This window comes from Pseudomonas baltica, from assembly GCF_014235765.1.
GTDB lineage: Bacteria > Pseudomonadota > Gammaproteobacteria > Pseudomonadales > Pseudomonadaceae > Aquipseudomonas > Aquipseudomonas baltica.
The window spans coordinates 246,047-269,453 of the sequence record NZ_JACMYH010000004.1; the positions used below are offsets into that span (position 1 = coordinate 246,047).

The following is a 23,407-nucleotide window of genomic DNA, read 5'->3' on the forward strand; positions in this document are numbered from 1 at the left end:
TCTCGAGTTTCCTCGGACCGAGCCGATAGCGCAGGCAATATCGATTCCCTCCGAAGGGGGCCCCGTGAGCCTGCTACCTACCAAGATCATGTCCCGCTTCAGCCTGGGCATCCTGTTCATCCTTCTGGTCACGACGGTGGCCATCTACGCGGTCATGGTACTCAGCGGCGAGCCCAAGCTGATCCAGTCCAACACCAAGAGCGCCGAGCAGTCGGCCACGGCCATCGCTCGGCAGCTGTCGATCCAGCTGGCCGAGGTCGAGGGGCGCGTCGCCGCGCTGGCGAGTTTGGGCGCGACGCTGCCGGCCGACGTTGAGCTGGTGAAGGGTGCATTGGCACCGATCATCGACTCACAGGGCGATGCCGCCATTGCCGGCGGTGGCCTGTGGCCCGAGCCCAATGCGTTCAGCGCAGGCGTGCCGCGGCGCAGTTTCTATTGGGCACGCAGTGGGCAGGGCCTGGGTTATTCCGAGGAATACAATGCCGGCGCCGTCGATGACTATCACGCCGCCGACTGGTACGTGCAGGGCAAGGCATCCGCGCCTGGCCGCTGCGCGTGGTCGGATGCCTACGAGGATCCGGTCAGCAAGATCCTGATGACCACCTGTACCGTGCCCTACAGTCGTGACGGACGTTTCGCCGGTGTGGCGACCATCGACCTGACACTCACGGGCTTGGCCAACTTCCTCAAGTCCAATGGGCAGGTCACCGGGGGTTATGCGTTCGCCATCGACCCATCAGGCAAGGTCCTGTATTTCCCGGCCGCCAACGACAAGCCGGCACCTGCCGACGAGGCGGCGATGCTCGCTGCCTACCCTTGGTTCAAGGGCGTTGCCGATTGGCGCAGCAGCGGCCAGCGCGAAGCGCAGACGTTTCATGTCGATCAGGACGCCCAGCTGGGTGGGGCGGGCTACATCAGTCTCACGCGGGTGCCGGCCAGTGGTTGGGTGGTGGGCCTGGCCACGCCGCAGGCACACATGACCGGCATTGCCAGCAAATTGACTGTGGATATCCTCACCACCTTGCTGCCGATCCTTGCATTGGTGTTCGGTCTGGCCTGGCTGGCCGGGCGCGCGGTGTTCAGTCAGATCAACGAAACCACGGCACAGATCGACAAGCTGGGCGAGCAGGGCGGTGGCGCCAGCGCCGAATTGGACGTGGCTCGAGCGGACGAGATCGGCCTGCTGCGCGGGGCGGTCAACCGTTACGCCGGCAACCTGCGCAGCATGCTCAAGGCCATCGCCGATGAGGCGCTGCGCCTGCAGAAACAGTCCGATGACGTTGCTCGGTTGTCGGTGATCATGGCCGAACGCGCCGAAACCCAGCGTCAGGACAACACCTTGCTGGCCACGGCGATTACCGAGATGTCGTCCAGTGCCCAGGAGGTTGCCTCCAACACCACCGAGTGTTCCGACACCGCGCAGCTGTCGCTGTCGACGGCGCGCCAGAGCCAGGGGCATGTTCAGCAGAACAGCCAGACGATCAATTCCTTGACCGGTGATATCGCCAGCGTGGCACAGGCGATCACCAGCCTGGGTCAGGACATAGAAAGTGTCAGTGGCGTGCTCGACGTGATCAAGTCGATTTCCGCGCAGACCAACCTGCTGGCACTCAATGCCGCGATCGAAGCCGCTCGCGCCGGTGAGCAGGGGCGAGGTTTTGCAGTGGTTGCCGACGAGGTGCGCACCCTGGCAGGACGGACCCAGGCTTCGGCCGACGAGATCCAGGAGATGATCGGCGAACTGCGCCAGGCGTCGGTGAAGGCGGTCAATACCATGGTCGCGGGCGAAGACCGCACGCGGACCGTGGCGCAGCAAGCTGACGTGTTGAGCGTGTCGCTGGGGAGCACGGTGGTCGGTTTTGACGACATCGTCCAGCGCACCCAGCAGATCGCTGTGGCCGCCCAGGAACAGAGCCATGTCACCCAGGAGATCAACGAACTGGCAGTGCGCATTCACGCAGCCAGCGAAGACGGCGCGCGCGATGCGTCGAGCCTCAGTGAATTGAGCCAGGGCATGCAGGCTCTGTCGACCCGTCTGGCAGGGCTGAGCCGACAGGGGTGACCGGCGGCAATTCGGCGGCGCTCCCTTCGCGGGCAGAGCCCGCTCCCACAGGGGGGAGGCGTGTGGCGATGTTCTGTAGGAGCGGTCATTGGCCGCGAAAGGGCGCTGCAGTGTGCCTGGCAGACCGTGGTATGGCCTTCGCGGGCAGAGCCCGCTCCCACAAGGCGCGCAGTGTTCGCAGGTAGGCCCCGCTCCCACAGGGGTAGCAGGGACGTTACTCAGCCTTGGCGCGATACTGGCTTGGGCTGGTAGGCACAGAAGCCTGGGCGAGGCCCGATCTTCGGATGATTGCGGCAGGTGTCCGGACGCTTTTCATAGATGGTGCACAGGCGGCTTTTCTTGTCCAGGTACAGGCAATCGTTGTTGCTCATGCGCGTCAGGGTGAAAATGCCCGACTTCTGGTTGAAGCGCTCGACGATGCCTTCCTTCTGCAAACGCTTGGCAACGTTCTTGGGGGGATCGCCTTTCTCGAACTCATCCACCACGCCGATACGGATCAGGTCCTTGATCTTCACTTCCACCGGCAGCGTGCAGCAGGTCGAGATACAGGCGCCGCACATCGGCGCGGAATATTTCTGCCAGGTGTCCAGGCGGTCCACTTCGGCGGCGGCAATCAAAGAGCTTTTCATTGTCAGGTCATCAGGTAACGTGGATCAGGGCGCGCGATCATACCGGCATTGGTGAAAAAGTGAACAACCATCTGCCTGAAACCCTGCTAATCGTGCAAAGTTACGAACCTGAGCTTTCAGCGTGTGTCGAAGCGTCTAGGCTCAGGTATTCCATCTAGAATCGTCAATTTCCCCGAGGACGCATTGCATGTCTCAGGAACCGCTTGTCCGTGACGCCGAGGTGGCCGATTTCCGCGCTGCTGTACTCGCCAAACTCACCTACGCGGTGGGCAAGGACCCCGATCACGCATTCGACCATGACTGGTTCGAGGCCATTGCCCTGGCGGCGCGCGACCACATGGTCGAGCACTGGATGGATCACACCCGGCAGATCTACCGCAAGGGTCAGAAACGGGTCTATTACCTTTCGCTGGAATTCCTCATCGGCCGGCTGCTCTACGACAGCCTGAGCAACCTCGGGCTGCTGGACATCGCCCGTGAAGCGTTGACCGACCTGGGCGTGGACCTGGAACGCATCCGTCTGCTCGAGCCCGATGCAGCGCTGGGCAATGGTGGCCTCGGCCGCCTGGCCGCCTGTTTCATGGAAAGCATGTCGACCCTGGGCGTCGCTGCCCACGGCTATGGCATCCGTTACGAGCACGGCCTGTTCCGCCAGGCCATCGTCGACGGCTGGCAGCAGGAGCAGACGGAAAACTGGCTGAATTTCGGCAACCCCTGGGAGTTCGAGCGTCCTGAAGTGATCTACCCGATCAGCTTCGGTGGCCATGTGGAAACCGTCACCGACAGCGAAGGCCAGCAAAAGCAGGTGTGGTGGCCCAGCGAGACCGTTCGTGCGGTGGCCTACGACACGCCAGTGGTCGGCTGGCGTGGCTCCAGTGTCAACACGCTGCGCCTGTGGCGTGCGCGGGCACTGGAAGAGCTGCACCTGGAGCGCTTCAACGCGGGCGACCACTTGGGCGCCGTGGCCGAAGTGGCACGCGCCGAGAGTATCTCGCGGGTCCTGTACCCCGCCGACAGCACCGAGGCGGGCCAGGAGTTGCGCCTGCGCCAGGAGTACTTCTTCGTTGCAGCCTCTCTGCAGGACCTGTTGCGTCGTCACCTCAATGGCAACGACAGCCTGCTCAACCTGTCCGACAAGGCCGCCATCCAGCTCAACGACACTCACCCCTCCATCGCCGTGGCGGAGCTGATGCGCCAGTTGGTGGACGAACATGGCCTGGCCTGGGACACGGCGTGGGAAATAACCGTCAACACCCTGGCCTACACCAACCACACACTGTTGCCCGAAGCGCTGGAAACCTGGCCCGTGGGCTTGATGGAACGCATGCTGCCGCGGCACATGCAGATCATCTACCTGATCAACGCCTATCACATCGATTCGCTGCGCGCCAAAGGCCAGGACGACGTCGATGTGCTGCGCGCGGTATCGCTGATCGAGGAAGACAACGGCCGTCGCGTGCGCATGGGCAACCTGGCGTTCCTCGGCTCGCACAGTGTCAACGGCGTGTCGGGCCTGCACACCCAGTTGATGCGCAGCACCGTGTTCTCCGAACTGCACAAGCTCTATCCCGACCGGATCAACAACAAGACCAACGGCATCACCTTCCGCCGCTGGCTGTACCAGTCCAACAGCGAGCTGACCGCCATGCTGGTCGACAAGCTCGGGCCGGAACTGCTCGACAATCCGGAAATGCTGCTGAAGAACCTCGAGCCTTTTGCCGACCAGCCCGAGTTCCGCAAGGCGTTCGCTGCGCAACGGCTTAACAGCAAGAAAGCACTCGCGCGCATCATTCATGAGCGCGTGGGGGTGGCGGTCAATCCCGAGGCCATGTTCGACGTTCAGGTCAAGCGCATCCACGAGTACAAGCGGCAATTGCTCAACCTGATGCACACCGTGGCGCTCTACCAGGCCATTCGCGCCGAGCCGGAGACGAACTGGGTGCCGCGGGTGAAGATCTTCGCCGGCAAGGCCGCGGCCAGTTATCACCAGGCCAAGCTGATCATCAAACTGGCCAACGACATCGCCCGCGTGGTCAACAACGACCCGACCGTGCGCGGCCTGCTCAAGGTGGTGTTCCTGCCCAACTACAACGTGAGCCTGGCGGAAAGCATCATTCCGGCAGCGGATCTATCCGAGCAGATTTCCACGGCCGGCTACGAAGCGTCGGGCACCAGCAACATGAAGTTCGGCCTCAATGGCGCCTTGACCATCGGTACGCTGGACGGTGCCAACGTCGAGATGTGCGAATTTCTGGGCAAGGAAAACATGTTCATCTTCGGCATGACCGCCGCTCAGGTGGAAGAACGCAAGCATGCCGGGGGCTACAGTGCCCATGGCGATGTCGCGGCTTCCCATCGGTTGAACGATGTACTGCAGGCCATCCGCGGCGGGGTGTTCTCGCCGGACGATCCATCGCGCTATGTCGGGTTGGTCGATTCGCTGACCAACTACGACCGCTTCCTGTTGTGCGCCGATTTCGACGCGTACTGGGATGCCCAGCGCAAGGTCGAGGACACCTGGCACGACGCCGACAAGTGGTGGCGCATGGCGGTATTGAACACGGCGCGCATGGGCTGGTTCTCTTCCGACCGAACCATCCGCGAGTATGCGCAGGATATCTGGCAGGCGTTGGAGTAGGGCCAGGATCGGCGGCGCTCTTTTCGCGGCCGAAGACCGCTCCTACGGATGTCTGTAGGAGCGGTCATCGGCCGCGAAGAACGCACCGCGGTGTATCAAATACAGCGCACCAGCCTTTTCGCGGCCACAGACCGCTCCTACGGATTTTTGTGTTCATCCGGTAGGAGCGGTCATCGGCCGCGAAGGGCTCGCCGCATACTCAGCGGCGAACTATATTCCCTGATAGCGATCTGATGGCTGCCGCGGCGTGGCTAGCACTCGCTAGGTTTGACCGCACCCGTGTAAACTGTGCGGGCTTTCCCCAACCCTTTTCTACTCCGGAGTCGTCCATGTCCCGCGTTACCCTGAGTCGCTACTTGATCGAGCAGACCCGCAGCAACAACACGCCGGCCGATCTGCGCTTCCTGATCGAAGTGGTGGCGCGCGCGTGCAAAGAGATCAGCCATGCGGTGTCCAAGGGCGCCCTGGGTGGCGTGCTTGGCAGCATGGGCACCGAAAACGTCCAAGGTGAAGTGCAGAAGAAGCTGGACGTGCTGTCCAACGACATCCTGCTCGAAGCCAACGAATGGGGCGGTCACCTGGCCGGCATGGCGTCCGAAGAAATGGACAACGCCTACCAGATTCCCGGCCAGTACCCCAAGGGTGCCTACCTGCTGGTATTCGACCCCCTCGACGGCTCTTCCAACATCGACGTCAACGTGTCGGTCGGCACCATCTTCTCGGTCCTGCGCTGCCCTACCGAGCACCTGAGCCAGAACGACAGCCTCAAGGAACAAGCCTTCCTGCAGCCAGGCACCGAGCAGGTTGCTGCCGGTTACGCCATCTATGGCCCGCAGACCATGCTCATCCTGACCCTGGGCAACGGCGTCAAGGGTTTCACCCTGGATCGCGAAATGGGCAGCTTCGTGTTGACCCACGAGAACATCCAGATTCCGGAAACCACCGCCGAGTTCGCCATCAACATGTCCAACAAGCGTCACTGGGAAGCCCCGGTGACCAAGTATGTGGACGAGCTGCTGGCCGGTGAAGAAGGCCCGTTGAAGAAGAACTACAACATGCGCTGGATCGCCTCGATGGTCGCCGACGTGCACCGTATCCTGACCCGCGGCGGCTTGTTCATGTACCCACGCGACAGCCGCGAGCCAGAGAAGCCAGGCAAGCTGCGCCTGATGTACGAAGCCAACCCGATGTCGTTCCTGGTGGAGCAGGCCGGTGGTGCTTCGACCGATGGCCGCCAGCGCATCATGGACATCAAGCCCGAGGGCCTGCACCAGCGTGTTGCCGTGTTCCTGGGTTCCAAGCAGGAAGTCGAGCGCGTCACCGGTTACCACACCGAGTAAACGCCGCAAGACCGCATTGAAGCCGGGCGCTGGTGCAGGGGTTGGCGGATTCGTCTGTAGCAGCGGCGCGAGCCGCGTCGGCGGTGCATGCGGTGTGGATGAATCACCGCTGTGCCCCTGACGCGGCTTGCGCCGCTGCTACAGGGGCCGCGTTGAAGACAGGCACTGGTGCATGGGGTGCCTCTGGCCCACCGCGGTAGGCGCACCGTTGCCAATTGGAACCCGCGCCGCTTCCGCTCTTCTAAGCAGCACATCCCCTGTGTCTGCCGTTCGAGGAGAGCCCCCCATGTCGTTGCGCACGTTTGCCTTGCTGCCTTTGTGCCTGTCGCTGTTGATCGCCGGTTGCAGCAATGCCCCCGACGCCAGCATGGCGCCACGTACCGTCGACAGCGTAGACCTGAAGCGCTACCAAGGCACTTGGTACGAAGTGGCCAGGTTGCCCATGTTCTTCCAGCGCAACTGCGCCCAATCCGAAGCCCATTACACCCTGCAGGCCGACGGCAACATCGGCGTGCTCAACCGCTGCCGCACCGAGGCTGGCAAGTGGCAGGAAGCCAACGGCACCGCTTCGCCGCAGGTCCCCGGCAAGACCGACAAGCTGTGGGTGGTGTTCGACAACTGGTTCTCCCGAATGGCCCCGGACCTGGCCAAGGGCGACTACTGGGTATTGGACGTGGACGACGGCTACCAGCACGCGCTGGTCGGCAGCCCGAACCGCAAGTACCTGTGGCTGCTGTCGCGCACGCCGCAGGTGTCCACGGCCGTGCGCGAGCGCATGCTGGCGAAAGCACGCCAGCAGGGCTATGACACCACGCGCCTGATCTGGCGCGCGGCGGATGCCGATATCGGCAAGTGATGGCGTAACCCCTCTCGCGCCCGGCCCGCGCAGAGTTGTCCTGCCCAGGCGCGAGTCGCGTTACAATGTCACTCGCTGTGCCCCACGAATCAATCCAAGGAATTCTTGTGCCGACTCCGCCCGTTGTCCCTGCGCTGGCTGCCCAGATGGGCGAAAGTCCGGCGCCCTTGTATGCCCGCGTCAAACAGATGATCGCGGTGCAGATCCTCAACGGTACCTGGCCACCGCACTACCGGGTGCCCTCGGAAAGCGAGTTGGTCAACCAGTTGGGCTTCAGCCGCATGACCATCAACCGCGCCTTGCGCGAGTTGACGGCCGAAGGCCTGTTGGTGCGCATGCAGGGCGTAGGGACGTTCGTGGCCGAGCCGAAAAGCCAGTCGGCGCTGTTCGAAGTGCACAACGTCGCCGACGAGATCGCCGCCCGCGGCCACCGCCACAGCAGCCGCCTGGTATTGCTGGAAGAAGAAGCGGCCGGCGCCGAGCGCGCCTTGACCTTGAACATGCGCGAAGGCCAGCGAGTATTTCATTCGATCATCGTCCACTACGAAAACGACATCCCGGTGCAGATCGAGGATCGCTACGTCAACGCCCAGATCGCTCCGCAATACCTGCAGCAGGACTTCGTCGAAGAGACGCCGTATGCCTACCTGACCCGTGTGGCACCGCTGACCGCCGGCGAGCACCTGGTGGAAGCCATGCTCGCCAACCCCAGCGAGTGCGAACTGCTGCAGATCGAGCGCGGCGAGCCCTGCCTGCTGATCCTGCGCCGCACCTGGTCGGGCAAGACGCCGGTCACGGCGGCGCGCTTGATCCACCCAGGTTCGCGTCATCGGCTGGAAGGACGCTTCACCAAATAGGCCTGCTGGCGACACAAATACGCCAATCTGCCACAGGTCGCGCAGAACAATGGCTCATCGCGCGGTCACAGCCATAGACCGCCGTGACCCATGGCCCATGTGGAGCAGGACCCGATGAAACTGAACAAGACCCTCCTGGCAACGACCCTTTCCCTGGGCTTGCTGGCCGCTGCCGGTAACAGCCAAGCCGCCGGGTGGTGCGAATCGGGCAAACCGGTGAAATTCGCCGGCCTGAACTGGGAGAGCGGCATGCTGCTCACCGACCTGCTGCAGTTCGTGCTGGAACACGGCTACGACTGCAAGACCGACAGCCTGCCGGGCAACTCCATCACCATGGAAAGTGCCTTGGGCAGCAACGACATCCAGGTATTCGCCGAGGAATGGGTCGGTCGCAGCGAGGTCTGGAACAAGGCCGAGCAGGCGGGCAAGGTGGTGGGTGTAGGCGCGCCGATCACCGGCGCCGTGGAAGGTTGGTACGTGCCGCGCTATGTGGTCGAAGGCGACGCCAAGCGCGGCCTCGACGCCAAAGCGCCCGACCTCAAAGCCATCGCCGACCTGGGCAAATACGCCCAGGTGTTCAAGGATCAGGAAGAACCGAACAAGGGTCGTTTCTACAATTGCCCGGCCGGCTGGACCTGCGAGCTGGAAAACAGCGAAATGCTCAAAAGCTACGGCCTGCTGGACAGCTACACCAATTTCCGCCCAGGCACAGGGCCCGCCCTCGATGCGGCGGTACTGTCGAGCTACAAGCGTGGCGAACCGATCCTGTTCTATTACTGGTCACCGACCCCTCTGCTGGGCCAGGTCGACGTCGTCAAGCTGGCGGAAAAACCCGGTGTGGACAAGACCATCAGCATCAAGGTCGGCCTGTCCAAGGCCTTTCACGACGGTGCGCCGGAATTGCTCGGCGTGTTCGAAAAGGTCAACCTGCCCATCGACCTGCTCAACCAGAATCTGGCGCGCATGAGTCGCGAGCGTATCGAGTCGCCCAAGCTGGCGCGCCTGTTCCTCAAGGAGCACCCGGACGTCTGGAAACCATGGGTCAGCGAAGCGGCCGCCACCAAGATCGAAGCAGCGCTTTGACCTGGTCTTTGGTATCGACAAAGCCCCCAGCATCGAGAGCGCCCCATGTTTCCTGAAAGCTTCACTTTTTCCATCGCCAACTGGGTCAATGACGGCGTCGATGCGCTGGTGACCCGCTATGGCGATGTCTTCCGGCAGATATCCGACACCCTGCTGTGGGCCATCGTCAACCTGGAAAGTCTGCTGCGCATGACGCCCTGGTGGCTGATGCTGGCAATCGTCGGCGGCATCGCCTGGCATGCATCGCGCAAGTGGCTGACCACTGCGGTCATCGTCGGCCTGTTGTTTCTGGTCGGCGCGGTGGGGCTGTGGGACAAGCTCATGCAGACCCTGGCATTGATGCTGGTTGCCACGCTGATTTCCGTCGTGATCGCCATTCCCCTGGGCATCCTTGCCGCACGCAGCGACCGTCTGCGCGCGGTGCTGATGCCGCTGCTCGACATCATGCAGACCATGCCCAGCTTCGTGTACCTGATCCCGGTACTGATGCTGTTTGGCCTGGGCAAGGTACCGGCCATCTTCGCCACCGTGATCTACGCGGCGCCGCCGCTGATACGCCTGACCGACCTGGGCATTCGCCAGGTCGATCGCGAGGTCATGGAAGCGATCAATGCCTTCGGTGCCAATCGCTGGCAGCAGCTGTTCGGTGTGCAATTGCCGTTGGCCCTGCCAAGCATCATGGCCGGCATCAACCAGACCACCATGATGGCGCTGTCGATGGTAGTGATTGCCTCGATGATCGGTGCTCGTGGCCTGGGCGAAGACGTACTGGTGGGCATCCAGACCCTGAACGTGGGCAAGGGGCTCGAGGCCGGGCTGGCAATCGTCATTCTGGCGGTCGTGATCGACCGCATCACCCAGGCCTATGGTCGTCCCCGTCACGAGGCAGGCCGATGAACGCGCCGAAGATCGAAGTGCGCAATGTCTACAAGGTGTTCGGCAAGCGCGAGAAAGAGGCGCTGGCGCTGAGCCAGCAAGGGCAGAGCAAGGAGCAGGTGCTGGCCGCCACCGGTTGCGTGGTCGGGGTCGACGACCTGTCGTTGTCGATCGCCGCAGGCGAGGTGTTCGTCATCATGGGGTTGTCCGGTTCGGGCAAATCCACCCTGGTGCGGCATTTCAACCGACTGGTAGATCCTTCCAGTGGCCAGATACTGGTGGATGGCGAGGATATCCTGCGCTACGGCATGCCGGCGCTACGCGAATTTCGCCGTCGCAAGATCAGCATGGTGTTCCAGAGCTTCGGCCTGCTGCCGCACAGAAGCGTGCTGGACAACGTCGCCTATGGCCTCAAGGTGCGAGGCGAGAGCAAGGCGCTGTGTGAGGAGCGCGCGCAGCACTGGGTCGAAGCGGTGGGCCTCAACGGCTACGAACGTGCCTACCCGCAGCAGCTCTCCGGCGGCATGCGCCAGCGCGTGGGCCTGGCGCGGGCGCTGGCGGCGGATACCGACATCATTCTCATGGACGAGGCGTTCAGTGCCCTGGACCCCTTGATCCGCGCCGAAATGCAGGACCAGCTGCTGGAGCTGCAGACCCGCCTGCACAAGACCATCGTGTTCATCACCCACGATCTGGACGAAGCGCTTCGCCTGGGCAACCGGATCGCCATTCTCAAGGACGGACGCCTGATCCAGGCCGGCACCGCCAGGGAAATCCTGCACAACCCGGCCGACGACTATGTGGACCGGTTCGTCCAGCGGCGCAGCGTTGCGATCTGAAGCTCCAAACGGCCTGTTATTCAGAAACGTCCGACAGACGTTTCTGAATAACAGGCCTTTCAGACTTTTCTGATTGTGGTCCCCCAATACCCTGCCTAGCGTGCAGGCATTCGCCTCGAACAAGGAATGCCTGCATGCCCGTCACCAAGCACTATCTCAGCCATGAAGCGATACACAAGGCGCTGCGCATTGCCGACCTGACCGAAGCCTGCGAGCCGCCCCATGCCGTGCGCCTGCTGGTCAAGGATCTGCTTGCCGGCCTGGTGCGACAAGGCTGGCCCTTGGCCGAGGTGCACAAGGGGCCGCGGATCATCTCTGCCGTGGAAAACTTCCAGCTGTGCGGCGACGATCCCCAGGTGATGGATGAGGTAGGCAACCACAGCTGCTGGGTGGATGACGAACTGCTGCTGCGCACCCAGACCAGCAGCGCGATCATCACCGGCCTGCAAGCAGCGGCGGCGCGTCGGGCACCGGGCGAAACCATCATGCTCGCCGCACCGGGCATCACTTTCCGTCGCGATATCCGTGATCGCTGGCATTGCGCCGAGCCGCACCAGATGGACATCTGGGTACTGGGCGACGCCGAACTGGGCAATCGTCAGGATCTGCTGCGTCTGGTCGGTGATGTGCTGGACATCGCCGTGCCGGGGCGAATGTGGGGGCACAGCTGCGGAGCCTGCGGTTTTACCCGCGATGGCCTCAACGTCAGTTTGGTGACCCGCCAGGCACCGGTGGACATCCTCGCCTGCGGCTGCATCTGCCCGGCGTTCCTGCAGCGTCTGGAGGTCGATCCCCAGGCCCATGGTGGTCTGGTTCTGCGCCTGGGGCTGGACCGCCTGGCCATGCTGCGCAAGGGCGTTCCGGACATCCGCCTGCTGCGCGACGGCCATCCCCAGGTGCAGGCGCAGATGGGCGACCTCAAGGCCTGGCAGCCCCTGTACCGCCAGCCGGCGATCAGCCGTGACCTGTCGCTGGCGGTGGCACCGGGGTTGGGGATCGAGGACATCACCGAGCAGGTCCTGCAGGTGGCCGGCTACCGCGCCAGCTGGATCGAGGAACTGCACATACGCGGCTGCTGGCCGTTCGAGGAATTGCCCGCGCTGACCATCAAGCGCCTGGGCATCGTTCGCGGCCAGCACAACCTGGTGCTGCAGGTGGTGCTGCGCGACCACGCCCAGTCCCTGACTGCGCAGCAGGCCGACGGCTTGTATCGCGATATCCGCACGGCTTTGCACCAGGGCGTGCCGGGTGGCGCCTATCTGGTAGGGGAGCGCTTGTGAAACCCTGCAGTGGAGACCCTGCAATGAATAGGGAGAATGCGCCGAGCGGTCATTCGGGTTTATGATGGCCAACGGCAGAGACCCAACATCCAACGGAGCGCACGATGCAAACCTTGTACCCGCAGATCAAACCCTACGCCAGGCATGATCTGGCCGTGGAAGAGCCGCACGTGCTGTATGTCGACGAAAGCGGCTCGCCCAAGGGCTTGCCGGTGCTGTTCATCCACGGCGGCCCGGGTTCCGGGTGCGACGCGCAGAGCCGTTGCTACTTCGATCCCAACGTCTATCGCATCGTGACCTTCGACCAGCGCGGCTGCGGCCGCTCCACGCCCCATGCCAGCATCGAGAACAACACCACCTGGCGGCTGGTGGCAGACATGGAGCGCATTCGCGAGCACCTTGGCATCGACAAGTGGGTGCTGTTCGGCGGTTCCTGGGGCTCCACGCTGGCCCTGGCCTATGCCCAGACCCATCCCGAGCGCGTCCACGGCCTGATCCTGCGCGGCATTTTCCTCTGCCGCCCGCAGGAAATCGAATGGTTCTACCAGGCCGGCGCCAGTCGCCTGTTCCCCGACTATTGGCAGGACTACATCGCGCCGATACCGCTGGATGAGCGCGGCAACCTGTTGCAGGCTTTCCACAAGCGTCTTACCGGCAACGACCAGATTGCCCAGATGCATGCGGCCAAGGCCTGGTCCACCTGGGAAGGGCGCACCGCGACCCTGCGGCCCAACCCGCTGGTGGTCGATCGTTTCTCCGAGCCGCAGCGTGCGCTGTCGATCGCGCGCATCGAAACCCATTACTTCGTCAACAATGCCTTCCTCGAACCCGACCAGCTGATCCGCGACATGCCGCGCATCGCCCACCTGCCGGCAGTCATCGTGCACGGCCGCTACGACGTGATCTGCCCGCTGGACAACGCCTGGGCGCTGCATCAGGCTTGGCCAAACAGCGAGCTGCAGGTCATTCGCGACGCGGGTCATGCCGCTTCGGAGCCGGGCATTACCGACGCCCTGGTGCGCGCCGCCGAGCAGATGGCGCGGCGTTTGCTGGACCTGCCCCTGGAAGAAGCGTGAAGGGGCTGCTGCAGCGGGTCAGCCAGGCCCGCGTCGAGGTGGCCGGGCAAACCATCGGGGCCATCGACCAGGGGCTGTTGGTGCTGGTAGCGGTCGAGCCGGACGACACCGCCGCCAGCGCCGACAAGCTCCTGCACAAGCTGCTCAACTATCGAGTGTTCAGCGACGAGCAAGGCAAGATGAACCTGTCGCTGAAGGATGTTGGCGGCGGCCTGTTGCTGGTGTCGCAATTCACCTTGGCGGCGGACACCCGCAGCGGCCTGCGCGCAGGCTTCTCCACTGCAGCCGTGCCGGCCTTGGCGCAGGCGCTTTTCGAGCACCTCGTGGACGCTGCAAAAAAAGCGCATCCACAGGTTCAGGTCGGGCAGTTCGGTGCCGATATGCAGGTAAGCCTGACCAACGATGGCCCCGTAACCTTTTTGTTACAAATTTAATGGCCTATTGCTGGCGAGTTTGCAGTCGTCGTCCGTTTCTCACAGCATAAATACTTGAGCTACCCTGATGCGTTGTGACGCGACGTACTAGATAATCGCGCGCCAGGGGGCCGCATTTCGCTACCCGGTATGTCCAGTTTGAAGCGTGTCCGGCTCCGCTTGGGGAATCATTGTGCCCTTTTGGAGTCGGAACAGTGCTCGCCAACCCGGCGCAAGACTGCTGGCCGTTGGTTTTTCGATATGTTTTCGGCGAGGGTTGCTCGTGATTGTTAGTCCTTTAAATGCTTCAAGAACACCCCGCACTCGGTTGCGCAATGCGATGCTGGCCGGGTCTGCACTGTTCTGCCTGTTCAGCGCCAGCCAACTCTGGGCCTTCAGCCTGGATGATGTTGCCGGACGCGCCAAGGAGCTCGCCGGTCAGAAATTCGAAACTCCGCGCAGCAATCTGCCCAAAGAGTTTCGCGACATGAAGTTTGCGGACTACCAGAAGATCCGTTTCCGCAACGAAAACGCCGAATGGGCCGACGCCAAGACCCCGTTCAAGCTGTCCTTCTATCATCAGGGCATGCACTTCGACACCCCGGTGAAGATCAACGAAGTCACCGCTACCACCGTCAACGAAATCAAGTACGACCCAGCGCGTTTCGATTTCGGCGACCTGCAGTTCGATCCCAAATCCACCGATCAGTTGGGCTACGCCGGTTTCCGCGTCTTGTTCCCGATCAACAAGGCGGACAAGCAGGACGAAATCATGACTATGCTGGGCGCGAGCTACTTCCGCGTCATCGGCAAAAATCAGGTCTACGGTCTGTCGGCCCGCGGCCTGGCCCTTGATACGGCATTGCCGTCGGGCGAAGAGTTCCCGCGGTTTCGCGAGTTCTGGGTCGAACGGCCGAACGAAGGCGACAAGCAGCTGGTGATCTTCGCCCTGCTCGATTCGCCACGCTCAACCGGTGCCTACAAATTGACCTTGCGTCCGGGCAAGGACACGACCGTCGACGTCGAGTCGCGGGTGTTCCTGCGTGACCGTGTCAGCCGCCTGGGCATTGCGCCGCTGACCAGCATGTTCCTGTTTGGCTCGAACCAGCCGTCCCGTGTGCAGAACTACCGTCACGAGTTGCACGACTCCACCGGCCTGTCCATCCATGCCGGCAACGGCGAGTGGCTGTGGCGCCCGCTGAACAATCCCAAGCACCTGGCCGTGAGCAGCTTCACCGTGGAGAACCCGCGTGGTTTCGGTCTGCTGCAGCGTGGCCGCGAGTTCTCCCGTTACGAAGACCTCGATGACCGCTATGACAAGCGTCCGAGCGCCTGGATCGAGCCCAAGGGCGATTGGGGCAAGGGTACCGTCGACCTGGTCGAAATTCCGACCGCCGACGAAACCAACGACAACATCGTGGCCTTCTGGAACCCGGAAAAGATCCCGGAGCCCGGTCAGGCGCTGGAGCACAACTACCGCCTGCACTGGACCACGGACGAAGACGAGTTTCACTCGCCCGACGTTGCCTGGGTCAATCAGACCCTGCGTTCGACCGGCGACGTGAAGCAGTCCAACCTGATCCGTCAGGCCGATGGCAGCATTGCCTTCCTGATCGACTACGAAGGTCCGGTGCTGGCCGCTTTGGCTGAAGACACCGCCGTTCGCAGTCAGGTCAGCGTCGATGACAACGCCGAGCTGGTCGAGAACAACGTCCGCTACAACCCGCTGACCAAAGGCTGGCGCCTGACCCTGCGGGTCAAGGTGAAGGATCCGAACAAGGCCGTGGAAATGCGTGCAGCGCTGGTCAAGGATCTGCCGGTGGAGCCTGTCAAGGCAGCCCAGCCGGTCGAAGACAAGGCTGCGCCCAAGCATGACAAGGCACACGGCAAGGCCGACAAGGCTGCCGAGGTTGCACAGGCTCCGGCACCCGCCGCGCCTGAAACCGCTCCTGTCACACCGACCGAACCGGTCAAGACCGAGCAGGTCCTGACTGAAACCTGGAGCTACCAGTTGCCCGCCGATGACTAATTCTCCAGCTCGGCCAGAATCGCTTGGCGAATATCTGGCTCATTTGCCCCTGGGGGACGCACAGCGCGCAGAACTTGCCGACTGCACGTCCTTCACCGAACTGCACGAGCGCCTGTCCGGGCGCCCGGCGCACGATGCCGTGCTTGGCGCACAGAACTCGGTCGAGCAGCGCCTGCGGCTGGACTCGGCTGCCGAGCTGGAAGAGGCCGAGATGCTTGGCGTCGACGCCAGCGGTCGCCTGCAGCTCAAGGCCACGCCACCGATCAACCGCACGCTGGTGATTCCCGAGCCGTGGCGCACCAACGTGCTGGTGCGGGTATGGCGCAAGCTGACCGGCAAGGCCAGCAAGCCCGAGCCCACCAGCGACAAGCGGGTGCTGCCGAAGGCACGCTGGCGCTGGGTCGGTTCGATGCGTCGCTACATTCTGCTGGTGCTGATGCTGGGCCAGACCATCGTCGCCGGCTGGTACATGAAAGGCATCATGCCGTACCAGGGCTGGGGCATGGTCGACCTCGACGAAGTGGTTCGTCAGCCGATCATGCAGACCGCTACTCAGGTTCTGCCGTACTTCCTGCAGACCAGCATCCTGATCCTTTTCGGTATCCTGTTCTGCTGGGTATCGGCGGGTTTCTGGACGGCGTTGATGGGCTTCCTCGAACTGCTTACCGGTCGCGACAAGTACCGCATCTCCGGTGCCAGCGCGGGCAACGAGCCGATCGAGGCAGGCGCGCGTACCGCGCTGGTCATGCCGATCTGCAACGAAGACGTGACACGCGTCTTCGCCGGTTTGCGCGCCACGTTCGAATCGGTCAAGGCGACTGGTGACCTGGATCGTTTCGACTTCTTCGTGCTCAGCGACACCAACGACCCCGATATCGCGGTTGCCGAGCAACAGGCGTGGTTGGAAGTGTGCCGCGAAGCCGGTGGTTTCGGGCATATCTTCTACCGTCGTCGCCGCCGTCGGGTCAAACGCAAGAGCGGCAACCTCGACGACTTCTGCCGTCGCTGGGGCAGCGAATACCGCTACATGGTGGTACTCGACGCCGACAGCGTAATGAGTGGCGAATGCCTGACCAGCCTGGTTCGCTTGATGGAAGCGACCCCAGATGCGGGCATCATCCAGACCGCGCCCAAGGCTTCGGGCATGGACACCCTGTACGCGCGCATGCAGCAGTTCGCTACCCGCGTGTACGGTCCGCTGTTCACCGCCGGCCTGCACTTCTGGCAGTTGGGCGAATCGCACTACTGGGGGCACAATGCGATCATTCGCATGAAGCCTTTCATCGAGCACTGCGCCCTGGCGCCGTTGCCGGGCAAGGGTGCGTTCGCCGGTGCGATTCTTTCCCACGACTTCGTCGAGGCGGCACTGATGCGCCGCGCCGGCTGGGGCGTGTGGATTGCCTATGATCTGCCGGGCAGCTACGAAGAACTGCCGCCCAACCTGCTCGACGAGCTCAAGCGCGATCGCCGCTGGTGCCACGGCAACCTGATGAACTTCCGGCTGTTCCTGGTCAAGGGCATGCACCCGGTTCACCGGGCGGTATTCCTCACCGGCGTGATGTCGTACTTGTCGGCACCGTTGTGGTTCTTCTTCCTGGTGCTGTCCACCGCGCTGCTGGCGGTGAACACGCTTATGGAGCCGACCTACTTCCTGGCGCCGCGGCAGCTGTACCCGCTGTGGCCGCAATGGCACCCGGACAAGGCGGTGGCGTTGTTCTCCACCACCATCGTGCTGCTGTTCCTGCCCAAGCTGCTGAGCATCATCCTGATCTGGGCCAAGGGCGCGAAAGAATACGGCGGCCGTTTCAAGGTCACCTTGTCAATGCTGCTGGAAATGCTCTTCTCGATGCTGCTGGCGCCGGTGCGCATGCTGTTCCATACCCGTTTCGTGCTCGCCGCGTTCCTGGGTTGGGCCGCGACCTGGAACTCGCCGCAGCGTGACGACGACTCCACGCCCTGGAGCGAGGCAATCAAGCGTCATGGCTCGCAGACGCTGCTGGGCGCGGCTTGGGCTGCCCTGGTGATCTGGCTGAACCCCAGCTTCCTGTGGTGGCTGACTCCGATCGTGGGTTCGCTGATGCTGTCGATCCCGGTGTCGGTGATCTCCAGCCGAACCAATCTGGGCATGCAGGCACGCGATGAGAAGTTGTTCCTGATTCCCGAGGAGTACGACACGCCACAGGAGCTGCTGTCCACCGATCGCTATACCCAGGCAAACCGTGATAACGCGCTCAAGGATGGTTTCGTGCGTGCCGTTGTCGATCCGCGCCAGAATGCCTTGGCCTACGGCCTGGGCACGGCGCGGCACGGCAAGGCTGCGCCGATCGAAAGCATGCGCGCGCAGTGGGTGCATCAGGCACTGGAGGGTGGCCCGCAGAAGCTCGACAACAGCACGCGCATGTCGCTGCTCAGTGATCCGGTAGCGATCTCGCGTCTGCACGAGCATGTCTGGGCTGACCAGAACGTTGCGTGGCTGGAAGCGTGGCGTCAGTCCAAGCAGGCGGAGCGGCAATCGCCGGCTGTGCCAACGCTGGACACCGCTGCAGCGGCAGGCTTGCAGAACGCCTGACCGTGTTGGCCTCATTCGCGGGCAGAGCCCGCTCCCACAAGTAGCAAAAGCACTCCTGTGGGAGCGGGCTCTGCCCGCGAATGCTGCACCTCGATATTCCTGCCATGCCCCCCAACAGTGCCACCTGGCACTCATTTCACCGCCAAACTTTGTTCAACCCCCCGTTTGAGTTAGGATCGCACCCCGAAATGGTGCGCCCAGGCTTGGCCGTGCCCGAAGTTGGCTAGGGGAATTGGTAATGAACAAGTATCTGTCGCGGCTGCTGCTCGGCGTCATGGCCATGGCGGTCGTGGGTTCGGCGCAAGCGGGCGCTATCGACGAAGCGGTCAAGCGCGGCACTTTGCGCGTGGGCATGGACCCGACCTACATGCCGTTCGAAATGACCAACAAGCGTGGCGAAATCATCGGTTTCGAAGTCGACCTGCTCAAGGCCATGGCCAAGTCCATGGGCGTCAAGCTGGAGCTGGTGTCGACCAGCCTGGATGGCATCATTCCAGCGCTGATGACCGACAAGTTCGACATGATCGGCAGCGGCTTGACCCTGACCCAGGAGCGCAACCTGCGCATCAACTTCAGCGACCCGTTCATCGTCGTCGGCCAGACCCTGCTGATTCGCAAGGAATTGGCCGACAAGGTCAAGACCTACAAGGACCTGAACTCGCCGGACTACCGCATCACCTCCAAGGTCGGTACGACCGGCGAGTTCGTGGCGCGCAAGTTGATCGCCAAGGCGCAGTACCACGGCTACGACAACGAGCCTGAGGCGGTACTCGACGTGGTCAACGGCAAGGCGGATGCGTTCATCTACGATTCGCCCTACAACGTGGTGGCGGTGGACAAGGTCGGTAACGGCAAGCTGGTCTACCTCGACGAGCCTTTCACTTACGAGCCCTTGGCGTTCGGCTTGAAGAAGGGCGACTACGACAGCCTCAACTTCATCAACAATTTCCTGCGCCAGGCCCGTGAAGACGGCAGCTACGATCGTATCCACAAGAAGTGGTTCGTGAGCAAGAACTGGCTCGACGAAATGCAATGACTGCGCCTCTGGCCAGACTCTCCCTGACGCGCAGGCCTGCCCTGCGCGGCGGTCTTCTAGCGGATTGAACCCCTGTGATCAAACACCACAAAGCTCAATGGCCCTGGCACGGGCTCACCGCGCTGGTGCTCATCGGCCTGGCTTTCAGCTTGTACGCTGCCACCTCGCGCATTTCCTATGAGTGGCATTGGAATCGAGTGCCGCAGTACTTCGTCTATCAGGCCGAGCTGCCGCAGCGCGCCGAGGGCTATGGCAGCGTCGAGCAGATCGTCCGGCAGGGCGGGCAGACACGGGTCACCCTGCGCGACGAAGACGGTGGCGAACAGGTGTTGCTGGCGGACAGTGGCAGTGTCGTGCTCGAAGAGGGCGATGACGTCTCCGAAGGCGACCAGATCGGCGTGACGCGCCACTGGACCGCCGGGCCGATCGCCTGGGGGCTGTGGACCACGCTGTGGCTGTCGCTGGTGTCCGGCGTGGCCGGCCTGCTGCTGGGCCTGGTCACCGGGCTGTGCCGGCTGTCGAGCAACCCCACCTTGCGCCATCTGTCGACGGTGTATGTCGAGCTGGTGCGGGGTACGCCGCTGCTGGTGCAGATTTTCATCTTCTATTTCTTCATCGGTACCGTGCTCAACCTTTCGCGCGAATTCGCCGGGGTGGCGGCGCTGGCGCTGTTCACCGGTGCCTACGTGGCCGAGATCGTACGCTCGGGCGTGCAGTCCATCGCCAAGGGGCAGGGCGAGGCTGCCCGCTCCCTGGGCCTGGATGCCGGACAGTCGATGCGTCACGTCATCCTGCCGCAGGCTTTCAAGCGTGTTCTGCCACCCCTGGCCGGGCAGTTCATCAGCCTGGTCAAGGACACGTCGCTGGTGTCGGTGATCGCCATTACCGAGCTGACCAAGAGCGGTCGCGAAGCCATCACCACGTCGTTCTCGACGTTCGAGATCTGGTTCTGCGTGGCGGCCCTGTACCTGGTCATCAATCTGCCGCTGTCGTATTTCGCCAGCCGGCTCGAGCGGAGGCTTGCGCAAAGTGATTGAAGTACGCGACCTGTTGAAGGTGTTCAATACCCGTGGCCAGGTGGTGCGCGCGGTCGATCAGGTGAGCACGCAGGTGGCCAAGGGCGAGGTGCTGGTGGTACTGGGCCCCTCGGGCTCGGGCAAGTCCACCTTCCTGCGTTGCCTCAATGGCCTTGAGGCGTTCGATGAAGGCTCGGTGAGCATCGATGGCCTGCGCCTCGACGATCCTAAAACCAACATCAATGCCTACCGGCGCGAAGTCGGCATGGTGTTCCAGCACTTCAACCTGTTTCCGCACATGACCGTGCTGGAAAACCTGTGCCTGGCGCAGAAAGTGGTGCGCAAGCGCGGCAAGGCCGAGCGCGAGGCCAAGGCACGCGCATTGCTGGCCAAGGTAGGCATCGGCGAGAAGGCTGATGCGTTTCCTTCACGGCTGTCCGGTGGCCAGCAGCAGCGCGTGGCCATTGCCCGGGCGCTGTGCATGGACCCTAAGGTCATGCTGTTCGACGAGCCGACATCGGCGCTCGATCCGGAGATGGTCGGTGAGGTGCTGGAAGTGATGAAGACCCTCGCCGAAGAAGGCATGACCATGGTGTGCGTCACCCATGAAATGGGCTTCGCCCGTGAAGTGGCGGACCGTGTGCTGTTCTTCGACCATGGCCGTTTGCTGGAAGACGCGCCCCCGGCCGAGTTCTTCGACGCACCCAAGGACCCAAGGGCACAGGCGTTTTTGCGGCAGGTGTTGTAGCCCGGGTTCCTGCGCCGATCCGCAGACCGCTTTCGCGGGCAGAGACCCGCTCCCACAAGATCGCTGCAGGCTCCTGTGGGAGCGGGGCTCTGCCCGCGAAGAGGCCATCAGGCTCACCCAACCAGGGTCAGACCTTGAACTGACCCACCAGCCCCTGCAGATGTGTGCCCAGACGCGCCAGCTCGATGCTCGACGCTGCCGTTTCCTCGCTCGCCGCCGATGTCTGCTCGGAAACGTCGCGCACGTTGAGCACGCTGCGGTTGATCTCTTCAGCCACCACACTCTGTTGCTCCGCCGCGGCGGCGATCTGCTGGTTCATCGCCTGGATCGTCGACACGGTACGGGTAATGTCGCTCAACGACTCACCGGCACGCCGGGCCAGTTGCACACTGCTGTCGGTCATCGCCCGGCTGCTGTCCAGTGCGCTGGAAACCTCATGGGTACCGGTCTGCAGCGAAGCGATCAATGACTGGATCTCTTCGGTCGATTGCTGAGTGCGTTGGGCCAGGCTGCGTACTTCATCGGCCACCACGGCAAAACCGCGACCTGCCTCGCCGGCACGGGCCGCCTCGATTGCCGCGTTCAGAGCCAACAGGTTGGTCTGCTGCGCCACCGACTTGATTACATCGAGCACGCCGCCGATCTTGCTGCTTTCCTGTTTCAACTGATTCATGGCCTCGCTGGAATGCAGCACCTCGGCTGCCAGTCGCTCGATCTGGCCCACGGCCTGGCTGACCACTCGATCACCTTCACGGGCCTGCTGATCGGCAGCCACGGCAGCTTCCGAGGCTTCCTCGGCGTTGCGCGCCACTTCCTGCACCGTCGCCGCCATTTCATTCATGGCCGTGGCTACCTGGTCGGTTTCGACTTTCTGCGCGTTGACCCCGGCGCTGGTCTGCTCGGTGACCGCGGAAAGCTCCTCGGCGGCACTGGCCAGCTGCGTGACGCCCTCGCTGATGCCACCCACCAGTTCCCGCAGGTTCAGGGTCATGCGCTGCAGGGCCAGCTGAACCTTGCCCAGTTCGTCACGTCGGGTGATGGCGGGCGACTGCCGGAGGTCGCCGGAAGCGACGCGCTCGACACTCGCCAGGGTCTGCCGCAACGGGCCGACGATCTGCGCGGTGATCGCCCATGCCGCAGCGATACCAAGCAGTGTGGCCAGGGCGGCTGCAGTGGCCAGCCACGCCTTGGCCTGGGCCGTGTCGGCATCGCGCTTGGCCGTCTGCGAGTCGCCCAGTCGGTCGCTCAGCCCGAGCAGGGTGGTGCCCAATGCCGTCATCTTGTCGATGCTCTGCAGTGTGGCCTGCTGGTTTTCGCTGAATTGCGCCACCGCCGCGCGATAGGCACGCAGGGACTCGTCGGCCTGCTGCAAGCGGCCGGTGAATTCGCCGGAAACGCTGGCCCCCGCAGCAGCGACCGAAGCGATCGCCTGGTCGATGGCCGCCAGCGCCGGCTGGCGTGCTTCGTCCTTGGCGCTATAGGTGTAGCCACGCACTTGAAAGCGCGCCTGCTGGATCAGCCGGCTGGTTTCCACCAGGGTGCTGTAGGCCGTCAGCTCGCCCTGGCTCAGCAGCGCTGCCTGCGCCTGATTGACTTCGGCCACGGCGCGGTCGGCGGTGCTGCCCAGTTGGCTGCGGGCTGCCTCGCGACCCTGGATCGACGCCAGCGATGCGGTGAATTCCCGGCGATAGGCTTGGGTGGTGGCTATTTCCTGCTCGACGAGCGCGATGTCTTCGGGCTGCACCAGAGTGTGCTGGGCGGCCGCAAGATCGGTGTCGAGCTGGTCGAGAAGACGGGTGACATTGTCGGCACCGGAACTGCCTTTCTGCAGTTCGAACGACTGAGCGGCAATGCGCAGGTCACGCATGCGGTCGTCGAGTATGGAAATGCTGGTGATCTTGTCGGCGCGCTCGATCAAGCGGGTCAGGCCAGACCAGCCCGTGGCGGCAATCAAAAGAGTAAGCAGTAGCACCACACCGAAACCAATCCCCAGTTTCAGGTTGACGCTCAGATTGCCCAGGTAGCGGGCAAAGGTGTTGGACATGATGAAGCTCCCTGAC

Annotated in this window: 18 protein-coding genes and 1 pseudogene; 16 read left to right on the top strand and 3 right to left on the bottom strand. The window is 63.1% G+C overall.

The window, feature by feature from the left end:
• The first annotated feature begins 64 nt into the window (after positions 1-64).
• A complete protein-coding gene (locus H7993_RS21050; protein ID WP_185794924.1) occupies positions 65-2,062 on the top strand; it encodes a methyl-accepting chemotaxis protein in 1,998 nt (665 codons plus the stop codon).
• 218 nt (positions 2,063-2,280) lie between these two features.
• Here H7993_RS21050 and H7993_RS15590 read toward each other — a convergent pair whose 3' ends face one another.
• Complete coding sequence (locus H7993_RS15590) at positions 2,281-2,691, bottom strand: YkgJ family cysteine cluster protein (protein WP_122480476.1); 411 nt, start codon at positions 2,689-2,691, stop codon at positions 2,281-2,283.
• Between the two features lie 187 nt (positions 2,692-2,878).
• Between H7993_RS15590 and H7993_RS15595 the strand changes: the two genes are divergently transcribed.
• From H7993_RS15595 to H7993_RS15665, 15 genes are all read left to right on the top strand, one after another.
• Positions 2,879-5,329: a glycogen/starch/alpha-glucan phosphorylase gene (locus H7993_RS15595; RefSeq protein ID WP_122480475.1), complete on the top strand. Its 2,451-nt coding sequence runs from the start codon at positions 2,879-2,881 to the stop codon at positions 5,327-5,329.
• A 329-nt stretch (positions 5,330-5,658) separates the two neighbouring features.
• On the top strand, positions 5,659-6,669 hold the full coding sequence (locus H7993_RS15600; protein ID WP_122714533.1) for a class 1 fructose-bisphosphatase: 1,011 nt from the start codon (positions 5,659-5,661) through the stop codon (positions 6,667-6,669).
• A 367-nt stretch (positions 6,670-7,036) separates the two neighbouring features.
• Positions 7,037-7,525, top strand: coding sequence for a lipocalin family protein (locus H7993_RS15605; RefSeq protein WP_425312021.1), 489 nt, complete (start codon positions 7,037-7,039; stop codon positions 7,523-7,525).
• A gap of 146 nt (positions 7,526-7,671) precedes the next feature.
• On the top strand, positions 7,672-8,382 hold the full coding sequence (gene hutC / locus H7993_RS15610; RefSeq protein WP_240998863.1) for a histidine utilization transcriptional repressor HutC: 711 nt from the start codon (positions 7,672-7,674) through the stop codon (positions 8,380-8,382).
• 114 nt (positions 8,383-8,496) lie between these two features.
• Positions 8,497-9,465 carry an ABC transporter substrate-binding protein gene (locus tag H7993_RS15615; RefSeq protein ID WP_122480471.1) on the top strand — a complete coding sequence of 323 codons (969 nt, stop codon included), beginning with the start codon at positions 8,497-8,499 and terminating at the stop codon, positions 9,463-9,465.
• A gap of 45 nt (positions 9,466-9,510) precedes the next feature.
• Entirely contained in the window at positions 9,511-10,362 is an 852-nt protein-coding gene (locus H7993_RS15620) for an ABC transporter permease (RefSeq protein WP_122480470.1), read from the top strand.
• Entirely contained in the window at positions 10,359-11,180 is an 822-nt protein-coding gene (locus tag H7993_RS15625) for a quaternary amine ABC transporter ATP-binding protein (RefSeq protein ID WP_185794927.1), read from the top strand. The genes H7993_RS15620 and H7993_RS15625 overlap by 4 nt, the downstream gene beginning before the upstream one ends.
• A gap of 134 nt (positions 11,181-11,314) precedes the next feature.
• Positions 11,315-12,460: a PheS-related mystery ligase SrmL gene (gene srmL / locus H7993_RS15630; protein WP_185794928.1), complete on the top strand. Its 1,146-nt coding sequence runs from the start codon at positions 11,315-11,317 to the stop codon at positions 12,458-12,460.
• A 104-nt stretch (positions 12,461-12,564) separates the two neighbouring features.
• Positions 12,565-13,536: a prolyl aminopeptidase gene (gene pip / locus H7993_RS15635; RefSeq protein WP_122480467.1), complete on the top strand. Its 972-nt coding sequence runs from the start codon at positions 12,565-12,567 to the stop codon at positions 13,534-13,536.
• Positions 13,533-13,970 (top strand): D-aminoacyl-tRNA deacylase, encoded by a 438-nt coding sequence (gene dtd, locus H7993_RS15640; RefSeq protein WP_122480466.1) that lies wholly within the window; start codon positions 13,533-13,535, stop codon positions 13,968-13,970. The genes pip and dtd overlap by 4 nt, the downstream gene beginning before the upstream one ends.
• A 262-nt stretch (positions 13,971-14,232) precedes the next feature.
• A complete protein-coding gene (locus H7993_RS15645) occupies positions 14,233-15,978 on the top strand; it encodes a glucan biosynthesis protein G (protein ID WP_342345050.1) in 1,746 nt (581 codons plus the stop codon).
• Positions 15,971-18,547, top strand: coding sequence for a glucans biosynthesis glucosyltransferase MdoH (gene mdoH, locus H7993_RS15650; RefSeq protein WP_122480465.1), 2,577 nt, complete (start codon positions 15,971-15,973; stop codon positions 18,545-18,547). The genes H7993_RS15645 and mdoH overlap by 8 nt, the downstream gene beginning before the upstream one ends.
• A 238-nt stretch (positions 18,548-18,785) precedes the next feature.
• Positions 18,786-19,583, top strand: coding sequence for a transporter substrate-binding domain-containing protein (locus tag H7993_RS15655; RefSeq protein ID WP_122480464.1), 798 nt, complete (start codon positions 18,786-18,788; stop codon positions 19,581-19,583).
• Between the two features lie 74 nt (positions 19,584-19,657).
• Entirely contained in the window at positions 19,658-20,620 is a 963-nt protein-coding gene (locus H7993_RS15660; protein WP_185794929.1) for an amino acid ABC transporter permease, read from the top strand.
• Positions 20,613-21,347, top strand: coding sequence for an ATP-binding cassette domain-containing protein (locus tag H7993_RS15665; RefSeq protein ID WP_185795002.1), 735 nt, complete (start codon positions 20,613-20,615; stop codon positions 21,345-21,347). The genes H7993_RS15660 and H7993_RS15665 overlap by 8 nt, the downstream gene beginning before the upstream one ends.
• Before the next feature lie 127 nt (positions 21,348-21,474).
• Here H7993_RS15665 and H7993_RS20995 read toward each other — a convergent pair whose 3' ends face one another.
• A complete protein-coding gene (locus tag H7993_RS20995; RefSeq protein WP_425312022.1) occupies positions 21,475-22,338 on the bottom strand; it encodes a methyl-accepting chemotaxis protein in 864 nt (287 codons plus the stop codon).
• Positions 22,330-23,391, bottom strand: a pseudogene (locus H7993_RS21000) (methyl-accepting chemotaxis protein); the annotation flags it as partial. The pseudogene H7993_RS21000 and the gene H7993_RS20995, both read right to left, overlap by 9 nt.
• Positions 23,392-23,407 lie beyond the last annotated feature (16 nt).